Origin of the sequence: Roseomonas genomospecies 6 (assembly GCF_008365375.1) — a bacterium.
Lineage (GTDB): Bacteria > Pseudomonadota > Alphaproteobacteria > Azospirillales > Azospirillaceae > Azospirillum.
The window spans coordinates 120,648-134,202 of the sequence record NZ_QOKW01000004.1; the positions used below are offsets into that span (position 1 = coordinate 120,648).

Below are 13,555 nucleotides of genomic sequence, written 5' to 3' on the forward strand. Positions count from 1 at the left end.
CGAGGATCAAGACGCTGATTCTCGGCGCTACCCTCACCCTCCCACCGCTTCGCGGCGGGCCCCTCCCTCTCCCGGGACGGGAGAGGGGACTGAAAGGCATAGCCCCGCCCCCTCCCCGCACCCATGTATGGGGGGCCGTTCCAAGAAGCCTCATAAGACCCGGTCTCCGATGATTCCCCGCGCCGTCCGCAAGCCCCTGGCCATCCTGCTTGCCCTTCTCGCACTGGTGGCCGTGGTTCCCGTTCTGGCGGCGGGGGGCGCCCTGCTGTGGCTTCGCCAGCAGATGCCGGTCTACGAAGGCGCCGCCACCCTGCCGGGACTGGAAGGGTCCGTGGAGATCCTGCGCGACCGGCACGCCATCCCGCACATCTTCGCCGCGACCGAGCGGGACGCCTATTTCGCGCTCGGCTACGTTCATGCGCAGGACCGGCTGTGGCAGATGGAGACGATGCGGCGCAGCGGCGCCGGGCGGCTGGCGGAGCTGGTCGGAACCCGCTTCGGCGACTGGGCGCTGCGGCTCGACCGCTCCATGCGCACGCTGGGCGTCTATCGCCGGGCGGAGGAGGCTTACGAGGAATTGTCGCCGGAAGCCCGCGCGGCCTTCGACGCCTACGCCGCGGGGGTGAACGCCTGGATGGAGACGCGGGCGGAGGCGCTGCCCATCGAGTTCCAGCTCCTCCGCCACACGCCGGAGCCCTGGCGCCCAGCGGACAGTCTCGTCTGGGGCAAGCTGATGGCGCTCCAGCTCTCCGGCGATTCGCGGGACGAGCTGTTCCGCGCCAGCGCCCTGAAAAGCCTGTCGCCGGAGCAGATGCGCGACCTGTTCCCCGAGTCCGACCCCACCGCCCCGGTGACCCTGGCCGCCGCGCTGGACGGGATGGACCTGCAAGGGGCGCTGGCGGCATTGCCCGACCTCGGCTTCGACACCGCGTCCAACGAATGGGCGCTGACCGGGGCGCGCAGCGCGACCGGCAAGCCGATCCTCGCCAACGACCCCCATCTCGGGCTGGAGGCGCCGATCCTATGGTATCTGGCGCGGATCGTGACCCCCGAGCACCGCATCGCCGGGGCGACCATCCCCGGCGTGCCTCTGCACGTCCTGGGGCACAACGGGCGGGTCGCCTGGGGCTTCACCACCACCCACAGCGACACCCAGGACCTGTTCATCGAGAAGATCGACCCGCAGGATTCCACCCGCTATCTCACCCCGGACGGCAGCGCGCCGTTCGACACCCGCAGCGAGACGATCCGCATCGCCGGCCAGCCGGACGAGCAACTGACCGTTCGGGAGACGAGGCACGGTCCGGTGCTGACCACGCCGGAAGCCGCCGCGGCGGCGCCGGACGGCCATGTGCTGGCTCTGGCCTTTCCCGGCCTGACCGCCGCCGACACCACGGCGGAGGCGCTGTATCGGCTGAACCACGCCGCCGACGCCGCCGCTGTGCGCGAGGCGCTGTTCCTGCACGTCGCCCCGCAGCAGAACGTCCTCTACGCCGACACGGCGGGCACGCTGGGCTTCCTGTCCCCCGCCCTGGTTCCGGTGCGGCGCGGCGGCGACGGGCGCGTGCCGGTGCCGGGCTGGACCGGCGAGCATGACTGGGTCGGCTACATCCCCTTCGACGCCCTGCCCCAGGCGGTCGATCCGCCGTCGGGCCAGTTCGTCAACGCCAACAACGCCGTGGTCGGCCCCGGCTATCCCTACGCCCTGGCGACCGAATGGCCGGACCCCGCCCGCGCGGAGCGGATCGTGCAGATGCTGGGCGACGGCCCGCACACGGTGGAGGAGGTCGCTGCCCAGCAGATGGACGAGCTGTCCCTGCCCGCGCGAGACCTGCTGCCCCTCATGCTGGAGCCGCTTCGCGCGGTGCCCGACCTGAACGGGCAGGCCCGCGCCGCCCTGGACCGTCTGGCCGGCTGGGACGGGCGCATGGACCGCGACCGGGCGGAGCCGCTGATCTTCTCCTGGTGGGAGCGGGAGTTGGTCCGCAGCGTCTTCGCCGAAGAGCTGGGGCCGCTGTTCCAGGGCTACTGGGACCTGCGCCCGCGCGCCCTCCACCGGGTGCTGACCCGGGCGCCGCAGTGGTGCGACGACCGGACGACTCCGGCCCGCGAGGATTGCACCGTCATGCTGGCCGGGGCGCTGAAATCCGCGCTGGCGGAGATCGAGCGGCGCCATGGGACGGACATGGCGGCATGGCGCTGGGGGGCGGAGCACAAGGCCGCCCTGAACCACCGTCTGCTGGGCCGGGTGCCGCTGCTGGGTCCGTGGTTCGACCTGTCCATCCCGACCGGCGGCGGCGCCTTCACCGTCAACCGCGGCACCACCCGCGTGCGCGACCCGCAAGCCCCCTTTTCCCATGTGCATGGGCCGGGGCTGCGCGCGGTCTACGATCTGGCGGACCTCGGCAACTCCCGCTTCTCCATCGCCACCGGCCAGTCGGGCAACCCGCTGTCGCCCCATTGGGGAGACCTCGTTCAGGGATGGCGCGACGGCGCGGGGCTGCGGCTGACCGGCGACCGCGGCACCCTGGCCCGCGAGGGAGCCAGGGTGCTGACGCTTTCCCCCCGCGACCCAGGGAGTTCCCCATGACCGAGCCTGTCCCCGAACTGACCCTGGACGACATCCGCGCCGCCGCCGCCCGGATCGGGGACCGCCTTCCCGTCACCCCCACCGAAGCTTCCCCCCGCCTGTCGGAGATCACCGGCTGCTCGGTGGTGCTGAAGCTGGAGAACCAGCACCTCACCGGCTCCTTCAAGGAGCGCGGGGCGCTCAACAAGCTGCTGTCGCTGGACGAGGCGGAGCGGCGGGCCGGCGTGATCGCCATGTCGGCGGGCAACCACGCCCAGGCGGTCGCCTGCCACGCCACGCGGCTGGGCATCCGCTCGGTCATCGTCATGCCCGCCTTCACCCCCTTCACCAAGGTGGAGCGCACGGAAAGCCTGGGCGCCCGCGTCGAACTGCACGGCGAGACGCTGAGCGACGCGGCGGCCCACGCGCGCGAGCTTGCGGAGCGGGAGGGGCTGGTCTTCGTGCACCCCTACGACGACCCGCTGATCGCCGCCGGCCAGGGCACAGCGGCGCTGGAGCTTCTGGAGGCCGCGCCGGACCTGGACATGCTGGTGGTCCCGGTGGGCGGCGGCGGGCTGATCGGCGGCATGGCGGTGGCGGCCAAGGCGCTGAAGCCCGGCATCCAGGTGATCGGCGTCGAATGCGCCATGTTCCCGTCGATGCGTCAGGCGCTGGCCGGGCAGCCCATCGCCTGCGGCGGCGCCACCATCGCCGACGGCATCGCGGTGAAGGCCCCCGGCGCCGTCACCCTGCCGCTTGTCCGCCGGCATGTGGACGCGGTGGTGGAGGTGGAGGAATCGCGGCTGGAGGAGGCCGTCTACCGCCTCGCCACCGTCCAGAAGCTGGTCGCCGAGGGCGCCGGGGCCGCCGCCCTGGCCGCCGTGCTGGACGATCCGGAGCGGTTCCGGGGCAGGCGCGTGGGCGTCGTCGTGTCCGGCGGCAACATCGACGCGCGCATCCTGGCGCAGGTCCTGACGCGCGGGCTGGTCTACGAGGGGCGCATGGTGCGGCTGCGCATCGGCATCACCGACGCCCCCGGCGCGCTCGCCCGCGTCGCGCGCCTGCTGGGCGAGGCCGGCGCCAACATCGTGGAGGTGCACCACCAGCGCCTGTTCCACGACGTGCCGGTGCGCATGGCGGAGATCGACGTGGTTCTGGAGACCCGCGGGCGCAGCCACGTCCAACGCCTCGTCGCCCGCATGGAGGAGGCGGGATTTCCGACGGAGCTGATGACCGACATCTCCTGACATGCGATGGAATGCCGCAGCCCGGCTTCCTTCTCAAGTCGTCCCTTCACCCAAGCAGCGCATCCTGTGATAGAGGGAATTCCAGGAATTAGTCTCCATTAGGATGTCCGCGCATGCCTGCCGCCCCCTGGGTTCCCGCCACCGTTGCAACCGTCTACGGATTGACCGCCGCCGACCGTCCCGCCACCGACATCGACGGCGGACCGCTGGGATGCGATCCCGCCCTTCCCCGGACCGGCATCGTCACGGCTCCCCAGACGATCTCCGATCCGTCCCTCACCCCCATCCTGTCGGGGGCGAAGTGGGGCACCGCCCAGGCTGCGGCACCGGTCACCCTCACCTATTCCTTCCATGAGACCGGCGGTCCCGCCGTCGCCACCGCGGGCGTAACCCCCGCGCCTCTCGGCGCGGCCTTCCGCAACGCCGTCCGCGGCGCCCTGGCCAGCATCGCCGACGTCGCCAACATCCGTTTCGTGGAAATCGCCGAGTCGGCGACCGGAGGCCCGCTCGGCGCGCCCGGCGCTTCGGGCGCCTTGGTCGGCCATCTGCGCTTCATCGACGACGCCCAACTGGACGGCAATCCGAACACGGCCTCCTACGCCGTCGGCCCGTCCGCCGCCACCCTGTCCAGCGGTCTGGTCGCCTTCGATGCCGACCGCGTCAACGCCGCCGGCGGAAGCGGCTACGCGACGGTCCTGCGGGAGGTGGGGCGCGCCCTCGGCCTCTCCTACAGCTTCGAACCCGGGGATGCCACTGTGGCCGGCGGCGATCCGCGGACCGAGAACGGCGTGTGGAGCACGGGCTGGACGATGATGTCGGTCACGCCTCCGGCCTCCCGCCTGCCCGCCGGAACGCCGTTCAACCCGGTCGGGCCGATGGCGGCGGACATCCAGGTTCTGCAATCCTGGTATGGGGCCAACCTGAACACGCGGACCGGCAATGACGTCTATCGGATCGACGGGCCGCTCGCGGCCGCGGCGATCTGGGACGCCGGCGGAACCGACACCCTGGACGCCTCCGCGGCGCTGAGCGGCCTGAACATCGATCTGATGGCGGGCACGATCAACAACAACGCCGTCATCGCCAAGGGCGTCGTCATCGAAAACGTCATCGGCGGCGCCGGCAACGACACCATCATGGGGTCGTCCGCCTTCCCCGTCACCGGGACCGGCGGCATGATGACCTACAGTTACGGCCACAACCGGATCGACGGCGGGGCCGGCAACGATTGGATCATGGCGGGTTCCGGCGACGACACGCTGATCGGCGGAGCGGGCAGCAACTGGATCGACGGAAGCCTCGGCAACGACACCGCCGTCTACGCCGCCGCTTCGACCGACGCCTATGCCTACAGCCTGTTTGGCGCCCTGATCCTGTCGATTCCCAAATTGGGCATCAGCGACACCCTGCACGGGATCGAGCAATTGTCCTTCACCGACCGCAGCTTCGCCGCTGCGGACGCCCCGTCGATCATTCCGGCTCGCGTTGGCAATCCCATCAAGGAGCCCCCGGTTCCCACCCCCATCGACCCCTCGCGCCGCCTTTACGTCAACCGCGGCGGCGTCAGCACCGAGGTGGCGATGGACAGCTATTCCGGCCCGGTGAGTTGGCTTCGCAACATGCACATCGGCCAGAGCGACGGTGAGGCGATGGTCGGAACGGAGCTTGCCGACTTCATCAACACGGTGGGCGGCGATGACGCGGTCGACGGCGGCAGCGGCGACGACGTGCTGGACGGCGGCATCGGCTCCAACTACCTGACCGGCGGCGGCGGCAGCGACACCTTCTTCGTGGATGGGCGCGGCGGCGCCGTCACCTGGTCCACCGTGACCGATCTGGAGGCGGGGGAATGGGTCACCGCCTGGGGCTGGAAGGAAGGCACGTCCAAGCTGACCTGGGCCGAGATGGCCGGCGCCGAGGGCGCGAAGGGAGCCACCGCGCACATCGACCTCGACAACAACGGCAGCATCGACATGAGCATGACCATCGCCGGCAGGTCCTCCGGCGCGGTCTTCGTCACCCCCGGCGACGTGAACGGCTCCAGCTACCTCGCCTTCATCCTCAAGTAACGCCCCTTGGCCGACGGGCGTCCGGTCCTTGTCCGGGCGCCCTCCCCACCGGGCGGGCCGTCAGGGAAGCGTTGCGTAGGCGCCGCGGAAATAGAGCAGCGGCTTCCCGTCCTCGCTGCCGGCCAGACGGCGCACGCGGCCCACGATGATGACGTGGTCGCCGCCCTCGTACACATGCTCCCGGTCGCATTCCAGGTTGGCGAGGCAGCCGGTCAGGATCGGCACGCCGCTGTCCCAGCGCTCCACCCCCACCCCGTCCCAGCGCTCCTGAAGATCGCGGCGGGAAAAGCGGGTGGACAGGTCCGTCTGCCCTTCGGCCAGGATGTTCACCGCGAAGGACGGCGCGGCGGTGAAGGCGTCGATCGACATCGCCGCCCGGCCCAGGCAGAACTGCACCAGCGGCGGGTCGAGCGACACCGACGAGAAGGAGTTCACGGTCACGCCGATCGGTTCCCCGTCCGGGGCGACGGTGGTGACGACCGTGATGCCGGTGGCGAAACATCCGAGGGCGTTGCGGAAGGCCCGAGAGTCGAAGGTCATGGCGGCCTGTGTGGCTCGTCGGTTGTTGGGGCGGGGGAACGGCGGCAAAAGGCGGGATTAAACCAGCCGGACCGCCGGTGCAAGCCGCATCTGCCCCTCCCCGCCGGGGACCGCGCCCGGTCGCCGCATTAAACGGATCTTAAGGATAAGCGGCCAACCTCCGGACGCCCGCTCCGGCCAGGAATTCCCGACCGCAGGCCCCAAGGCCCCGAACCGCAAGGTCCCACCCAGCAAGGCTTCATGTCAGCGAACCCGTCCGGCGGCGAACGGCCGATCATCATCAAGAAGAAGAAGGGCGGCCACGGCGGCCATCACGGCGGCGCCTGGAAAGTCGCCTACGCCGACTTCGTGACGGCGATGATGGCCTTCTTCCTGCTGCTGTGGTTGCTGAACGTCACCACCTCGGACCAGCGCAAGGGCATCGCGGACTACTTCTCCCCCATGTCGGTCAGCCGCGAGAATTCGGGGTCCGGCGGCATGCTGGGCGGGCGCACCATCACGGCGCCGGGCGCCCAGATCTCCCCTTCGTCCCCGATGTCCGCCGATGTTCCGGTCTCCGGCCCGCCCGGCCATTCGACCCAGGAGGACGACGAGGCCAACGACCCCACGGACGCCGCCCCGCCGCCCTCCTCGCCGACCGAGCAGAAGTCCAACGAGTCGCGGCTCGACTACCAGAAGCGGCTGGAGGAGCAGGCCAAGCAACTCGGCATGCCCGGCCAGAAGCCGGGGGAACGGCTGTCCGACTTCGCGGAGCGCGTGAAGGAAGGCGGCGAGAAGCTCCAGGATGCCCAGAAGGAGGCCCGCCAGTTCCAACAGGCGGCCACCGAGATCCGGCAGGCCATCCAGTCCGTGCCGGAACTGGAGCCGCTGGCCCAGAACCTGATGATCGACCAGACGCCGGAGGGGCTGCGAATCCAGATCGTGGACCAGGACCGGGTGTCGATGTTTCCCGGCGGGTCGGGCCAGATGTACCCGCAGACCCGCCAACTGGTCATGCAGGTGGCCAAGGCGCTCGCCAAGCTGCCGAACAAGCTGTCGATCAGCGGCCACACGGATGGGACCCCCTTCACCTCCGGCGCCGGGCGCGACAACTGGGACCTGTCCACGGAACGCGCCAACGCCACGCGCCGCGCGCTCATCGCGGGCGGCATCCCGGAGGAACGCGTGCAGGACGTGATCGGGCGCGCCGACCGCGACCTTCTCGTGCCGGACCAGCCGGGCAGCCCGCGCAACCGCCGCATCAGCATGGTCCTTCTGCGCGAAAGCAAGACCGGAGGCGAGCCTGCGGGTGGTGCCGCCGCTCCGCGTTGATACCAAAGCCGGTCAGTCACCGGTACCAAGGCGTTAGTTCCTTACCTTTGTCCGTACCCCTTCTTGTTTTGTCATTGCGTCGCACAACGCCGGGAATGTTTGCCCTGTTCAAAAGGCGAAGCAATGGTTCATACTTCGCGGCAGACACCATTGCCAATCGGCATCGGTCAATCAAGGGCGTTAGCTGCGGGGGAGTCTGTGAGCGTACCCGAAGGCAAGGCGACTGACCTTTTGACGAATTATGATCCCGGCCTTTATTTCGACGAACTGTTCGGAGGCCGTGATTGTCCAGCCGAACATACGGCGCTCATCCGGCAGAGACTGGCCGGTCTGAACTTCGGGGATCTGTTGCGGCGATCGCAGGACGCCGAGCGTGAGCTTTACAATCTGGGCATCACCTTCCTTGTTTATTCGAACAAGGACGCCGTGGACCGCATCCTTCCGTTCGACATCATCCCCAGGGTGATCTCGGCCCGGGAATGGGCGCATCTGGAGGCGGGAATCACCCAGCGCGTGACCGCGCTGAACCTCTTCCTCCACGACATCTACCACGACCAGAAGATCCTGAAGGACGGGGTGATCCCCGCCGACCTCGTGCTGGGCAACGGCTGCTTCCGCCCGCAGATGATCGGGCTGGACGTGCCGTTCGACACCTACATCCACATCATGGGCACGGATCTGGTGCGCGACCGCGAAGGCACCTTCCGCGTCCTGGAGGACAACGGGCGCGTACCGTCCGGCGTGTCCTACGTGGTCGAAAACCGCCACATGATGCAGCGCGTCTTCCCCGACCTGATGCAGGACATCGGCATCCGCCCGGTGGACAACTACGGCCACAGGCTGCTGGACGCGATGATGGAGATCGCGCCGCAGGACGTGGCCGATCCGCAGGTCGTGCTGCTGTCGCCCGGCTCCTACAACTCCGCCTATTTCGAGCACATCTTCCTGGCGCGGGAGATGGGCGTGCCGCTGGTCGAAGGCCGCGATCTGGTGGTGGAGAACGACCGCGTCTACATGAAGACCACCAACGGTCTGGCGCGCGTCGATTCGATCTACCGCCGCATCGACGACGCCTTCCTCGATCCCAAGGCCTTCAACCCGGACAGCATGCTGGGCGTGCCGGGCATCATGGAAGCCTACCGCAAGGGCAACGTGGCGCTGGCCAACGCCGTCGGCACCGGCGTGGCCGACGACAAGGCGATCTACTGTTACGTCCCGCGGATGATCAAATACTACCTGGACCAGGAGGCGATCATCCCCAACGTGGACACGCGCATCTGCCGCGAGGCCGACGCGTTGCAATACACGCTGGACAACCTGGACAAGCTGGTGGTGAAGCCGGTCGGCGAGGCCGGCGGATACGGCATCACCATCGGGCCGCGCGCCAGCAAGGACGAACTGGCGGATTGCCGGGCGAAGCTGCTGGCCGATCCGGCCAACTACATCAGCCAGCCGGTGGTCGACCTGTCGGTTTGCCCCACCGTGACCGACGACGGCATCGATCCCCGCCACGTCGATCTGCGCCCCTTCGCCATCACGGGCAAGAACACCTGGGTGCTGCCCGGCGGCCTGACCCGCGTGGCACTGAAGAAGGGCACGCTGATCGTCAACTCGTCGCAGGGCGGCGGGTCCAAGGACACCTGGGTTCTCCAGGATGGAAATGTCCAGGATGGGGCACAGGAAGGGAGCGCGTCGTGAATCTGCTGGCCCGTTACGCCGAATGCATTTTCTGGATGGCGCGCTACATGGAGCGCGCCGAGAATCTCGCCCGAATCCTGGACGTGCACGAGACCTTCGCGCGCGACACGCGGGGCATGACCAACTGGTTCTCCATCGTCCAGCTCAACGCCGACGAGAAGGACTTCTTCAGCCGCCACGACCGCCCCACGGCGGAGGCGGTGGTCCACTACTACATGTTCGACACCCAGCACACGAATTCGCTGGTGTCCATGCTGCGCATGGCGCGGGAGAACGCCCGCGTCCTGCGCCCCTGGATTTCCACCGAGATGTGGACGCAGATCAACGTGTTCCACAACAAGCTGGTGGAGATGAACGGCAAGGACGTGGCCCTGCCCAACCTGTCCAAGGTCTGCACCTGGATCAAGGAGGAGTGCCAGACCCACACCGGCATCACCGAGGGCACCTTCTACCGCGATCAGGGCTGGTATTTCTACCAGCTCGGCAAGTACATCGAGCGGGCGGACCAGACCACCCGCCTGCTCGACATCAAGTACCACACGCTGCTGCCCTCCCCGCTGGTGGTCGGCTCCACCCTGGACATGAGCCAGTGGACCACCGTGCTGCGCTCCGCCGCGGGGTACCACGCCTTCCGGCGCGTCTACCCGCGGGGCATGTCGCCCACCACGGTCGCCGGCTTCATGATGTTCAACGAGGGCTTCCCGCGGTCCGTTGTGATGTGTGTGCGACAGATCGACGGCCTCTTGACCCGGATGAAGTCCCGTTACACCTTGCGCAACGGCAGTGAGGCGATGGAGAAGGTGGACGAACTGCTCGGCGCGCTTCTGGCCCGCCCGATCGAAGAGGTGATCCAGGTCGGCCTGCACGAGTATCTGGACTGGGTGCAGGGCCAGCTTTGCGGAATCACCAACGAGATCGGACGCGCCTTTTTCGGCCAGGGCACCGTCCCCATGACCCAGAGCCAGTCCCAGTAACCTCTCCGACCGCCCAAGCCTCGATCGCCGAAGCCCAACAGCCACCCAACAGCCCACCAGATGTCGGTCATCCAGCCGCAACTCCGCCCGCTCCAGCAGTTCTTCCGGTCAGGGCCGATGCCCTGCCCCTACCTGCCGGGGCGGGTGGAACGCAAGCTGTTCACCCGGCTGCTGGGACCCTATTCGGCGGAGGTCAACTCGACCCTCTCGCGGGCCGGTTTCCGGCGCAGCCACGACATCGTCTACCGGCCCGTCTGCCCGAACTGCCAGGCCTGCGTCCCGGTCCGCATCCCGGTGGCGTCCTTCGCCCCCACCCGGTCGCAGAAGCGGGTCAGCCGGCTCAACGGCGACCTGATCCTGGCGGAGGCGCCCGCCGCCGCCACGACGGAGCAGTACCGGCTGTTCGCCGCCTACCAGAATTCCCGCCACGGCGAATCCGATATGGCGCGCATGGCGATGGCCGATTTCGCCGCCATGATCGACGAGGGGCGGGCCGACACCAGCCTGTTCGAGGCCCGCGACGCCCAGGGGCGGCTGGTCGGCTGCATGCTGACCGACCGTCTGACCGACGGCTTTTCCGCCGTCTACAGCTTTTACGACCCGCGCCAGGACCGCCGCAGCCTGGGCACCTTCATGATCCTCAGCCTGCTGGAGCGCGCGCGGGCGGAGGGCTTTCCCTACGTCTATCTCGGCTATTGGATCGAACAGAGCCGCAAGATGGCCTACAAGGCGAAATTCCGTCCGCTGGAAGCGCTGGGGCGGGACGGATGGTACCGCCTTCCGAACGATCCGGTCGACTGACGGCCGGACCTTCGGATTGGCCAGGGATCGGGTATATTGGGGCAATCCCGTATAAGGGCCTTCAAGCTCTTGCGCAACCGGGGCCTCCTGCGGAATATTGCCGCAGAAAACACACCGTTGGTGTTACCATAAAAGATTGAACCGGCGCCGTGCGCCGCCGTTCGCAGGGCAACAAAAGGAACGGATCGGACATGGAACCGGTCCAAACCAACAGGGAGGCTCTCCGTTGAGGTTCCTGCTCCGAATCAGCGGGCTGATCGATGCTGTCAACAACGGTATCGGCAAGCTTGCTTATTGGCTGGTGCTGGTCGCCGTGATCGTCAGTGCCGGCAACGCCACTATCCGCTACAGCCTCCATTACAGCTCCAACGCCTGGCTTGAGCTGCAATGGTATCTGTTCTCCGCCATTTTCCTGTTGTGCTCGGGTTATACGTTCCTGCGCAACGAACACATCCGGATCGACATCGTCCTGGGCCGCTTCTCCAGGCGCACCCAGGCCATGGTGGACATCTTCGGGATCATCGTCTTCCTGTTCCCGATGGCCATCCTGATCATGTGGCTCTCCTGGCCGATGTTCTGGGACAGCTTCATCACCAAGGAGATGTCGAGCGACGCCGGCGGCCTGATCCGCTGGCCGGCCAAGATCCTGGTTCCCGTCGGCTTCTTCCTGCTGACCATGCAGGCGGTGTCCGAGCTGATCAAGCGCATCGCCTTTCTGGCCGGTCTCATCGACGAGCCCGGCGAGAAGATGCACAGCCACTCCTAAGACACCGGGGACCAAACGATGGCTGCCTTCCTCGTCGAGAATATGGCGCCGCTGATGTTCGCGGCGCTTGTCCTCTTCCTTCTGATGGGTTTCCCGGTCGCCTTCGCGCTCGCCGCGAACGGCCTCGTCTTCGGTCTGATCGGCATCGAGCTGGGTCTGCTGACCCCGGCGCTGTTCCAGGCGCTGCCGGAACGCGTCTTCGGCATCATGCGCAACGACACGCTGCTGGCCATTCCCTTCTTCACCTTCATGGGCCTGATCCTCGAACGATCCGGCATGGCCGAGGACCTGCTCGACACGGTCGGGCAGTTGTTCGGCCCGCTGCGCGGCGGTCTGGCCTATGCGGTGATCTTCGTCGGCGCGCTTCTGGCCGCCACGACGGGCGTCGTGGCCGCGTCGGTCATCTCGATGGGCCTGATCTCGCTGCCGATCATGCTGCGCTACGGCTATGACCGGCGGGTCGCCACCGGTGTGATCGCCGCGTCCGGCACGCTGGCCCAGATCATCCCGCCGTCGCTGGTGCTGATCATCCTGGCCGACCAGCTCGGCCGTTCGGTCGGCGACATGTACGCCGGCGCCCTGGTCCCCGGCCTGGTGCTGACCGGCCTCTACGCCAGCTACATCCTGATCACCACCATCGTCCGCCCTGAATTCGCCCCGGCCCTGCCGCCGGAGGCGCGCTCGCTGCGCGGCTTCCAGCTCCTGTTCCGGGTGTTGACCTCGCTGGTTCCGCCGCTGGTCCTGATCTTCCTGGTGCTGGGCACCATCTTCCTTGGCATCGCGACGCCGACGGAAGGCGGCGCCATGGGCGCGACCGGCGCCATGATCCTGGCGCTCCTGAAGCGGCAGTTGAGCTGGTCGCTGATGCGTCAGGCGATGGACACGACGGCGAAGCTGTCCTCCTTCGTCATCTTCATCCTGATCGGCTCGACGGTCTTCGGCCTGGTGTTCCGCGCCGTGAACGGCGACCTGTGGGTGGAGCACCTGCTGACCAGCCTGCCGGGCGGCGAGCTGGGCTTCCTGATCGTCGTCAACATCATGGTCTTCCTGCTCGCCTTCTTCCTCGACTTCTTCGAGCTGGCCTTCATCATCGTGCCGCTGCTCGCCCCGGTCGCGGAGAAGTTGGGCATCGACCTGATCTGGTTCGGCGTCCTGCTGGGCGTCAACATGCAGACCTCCTTCATGCATCCACCCTTCGGTTTCGCCCTGTTCTTCCTGAGAAGCGTGGCTCCACGGGAGGACTACAAGGACAAGATCACCGGGAAGATCATCAAGAAGATCACCACCGGGCAGATCTACTGGGGCGCGGTGCCGTTCGTCTGCATCCAGCTCATCATGGTGGCGCTGGTCATCATATTTCCGGAAATGGTCTTCTCCGGTTTGGACCGCGGCGAGCCGATTGACCTCGACAGCATCCAGATCGAGATCCCGCAGTTCGACTCGGGAGAGCCTCCGCCGCCCTTCGGCGCGCCGGAAGAGCCCGCCCAGGACCCGAACGCCGATCTCATGCGGCAGTTGCAGGGCAAGTAACCGGTTCCTCCCTTCCTTCCCCTCCTCCTCCGCCCAGCGGCGGGGGAGGA

Annotated in this window: 10 protein-coding genes; 9 read left to right on the forward strand and 1 reads right to left on the reverse strand. The window is 67.8% G+C overall.

Annotated elements, in window-relative coordinates; genetic code table 11:
• Positions 1 to 169 precede the first annotated feature (169 nt).
• The 3 genes from DS843_RS07185 to DS843_RS07195 all read left to right on the forward strand — a co-directional run bounded on the left by DS843_RS07185 (position 170) and on the right by DS843_RS07195 (position 5,885).
• Positions 170 to 2,590 carry a penicillin acylase family protein gene (locus tag DS843_RS07185; RefSeq protein WP_149468208.1) on the forward strand — a complete coding sequence of 807 codons (2,421 nt, stop codon included), beginning with the start codon at positions 170 to 172 and terminating at the stop codon, positions 2,588 to 2,590.
• Positions 2,587 to 3,816 carry a threonine ammonia-lyase gene (locus tag DS843_RS07190; protein ID WP_149468209.1) on the forward strand — a complete coding sequence of 410 codons (1,230 nt, stop codon included), beginning with the start codon at positions 2,587 to 2,589 and terminating at the stop codon, positions 3,814 to 3,816. Before DS843_RS07185 ends, DS843_RS07190 begins: the two co-directional genes overlap by 4 nt.
• A 113-nt stretch (positions 3,817 to 3,929) precedes the next feature.
• Entirely contained in the window at positions 3,930 to 5,885 is a 1,956-nt protein-coding gene (locus DS843_RS07195) for a M10 family metallopeptidase C-terminal domain-containing protein (protein ID WP_149468210.1), read from the forward strand.
• Positions 5,886 to 5,945: 60 nt separating this feature from the next.
• Here the strand turns inward: DS843_RS07195 and DS843_RS07200 are convergent, their stop codons facing one another.
• Positions 5,946 to 6,425: a flavin reductase family protein gene (locus DS843_RS07200; protein ID WP_149468211.1), complete on the reverse strand. Its 480-nt coding sequence runs from the start codon at positions 6,423 to 6,425 to the stop codon at positions 5,946 to 5,948.
• Between the two features lie 240 nt (positions 6,426 to 6,665).
• On the opposite strand from DS843_RS07200, the gene DS843_RS07205 reads away from it, so the two are divergent.
• The 6 genes from DS843_RS07205 to DS843_RS07230 all read left to right on the forward strand — a co-directional run bounded on the left by DS843_RS07205 (position 6,666) and on the right by DS843_RS07230 (position 13,505).
• Positions 6,666 to 7,736, forward strand: a complete 1,071-nt coding sequence (locus DS843_RS07205) for a flagellar motor protein MotB (RefSeq protein ID WP_149468212.1) — start codon at positions 6,666 to 6,668, stop codon at positions 7,734 to 7,736.
• Positions 7,737 to 7,934: 198 nt separating this feature from the next.
• Entirely contained in the window at positions 7,935 to 9,434 is a 1,500-nt protein-coding gene (locus DS843_RS07210; RefSeq protein ID WP_208852194.1) for a circularly permuted type 2 ATP-grasp protein, read from the forward strand.
• Positions 9,431 to 10,408 carry an alpha-E domain-containing protein gene (locus tag DS843_RS07215; protein WP_149468214.1) on the forward strand — a complete coding sequence of 326 codons (978 nt, stop codon included), beginning with the start codon at positions 9,431 to 9,433 and terminating at the stop codon, positions 10,406 to 10,408. Before DS843_RS07210 ends, DS843_RS07215 begins: the two co-directional genes overlap by 4 nt.
• Positions 10,409 to 10,468: 60 nt before the next feature.
• Complete coding sequence (locus DS843_RS07220; RefSeq protein WP_149468215.1) at positions 10,469 to 11,209, forward strand: arginyltransferase; 741 nt, start codon at positions 10,469 to 10,471, stop codon at positions 11,207 to 11,209.
• Between the two features lie 226 nt (positions 11,210 to 11,435).
• Positions 11,436 to 11,975 carry a TRAP transporter small permease subunit gene (locus tag DS843_RS07225; protein WP_149468216.1) on the forward strand — a complete coding sequence of 180 codons (540 nt, stop codon included), beginning with the start codon at positions 11,436 to 11,438 and terminating at the stop codon, positions 11,973 to 11,975.
• An 18-nt stretch (positions 11,976 to 11,993) separates the two neighbouring features.
• Entirely contained in the window at positions 11,994 to 13,505 is a 1,512-nt protein-coding gene (locus tag DS843_RS07230) for a TRAP transporter large permease (RefSeq protein WP_149468217.1), read from the forward strand.
• Positions 13,506 to 13,555 lie beyond the last annotated feature (50 nt).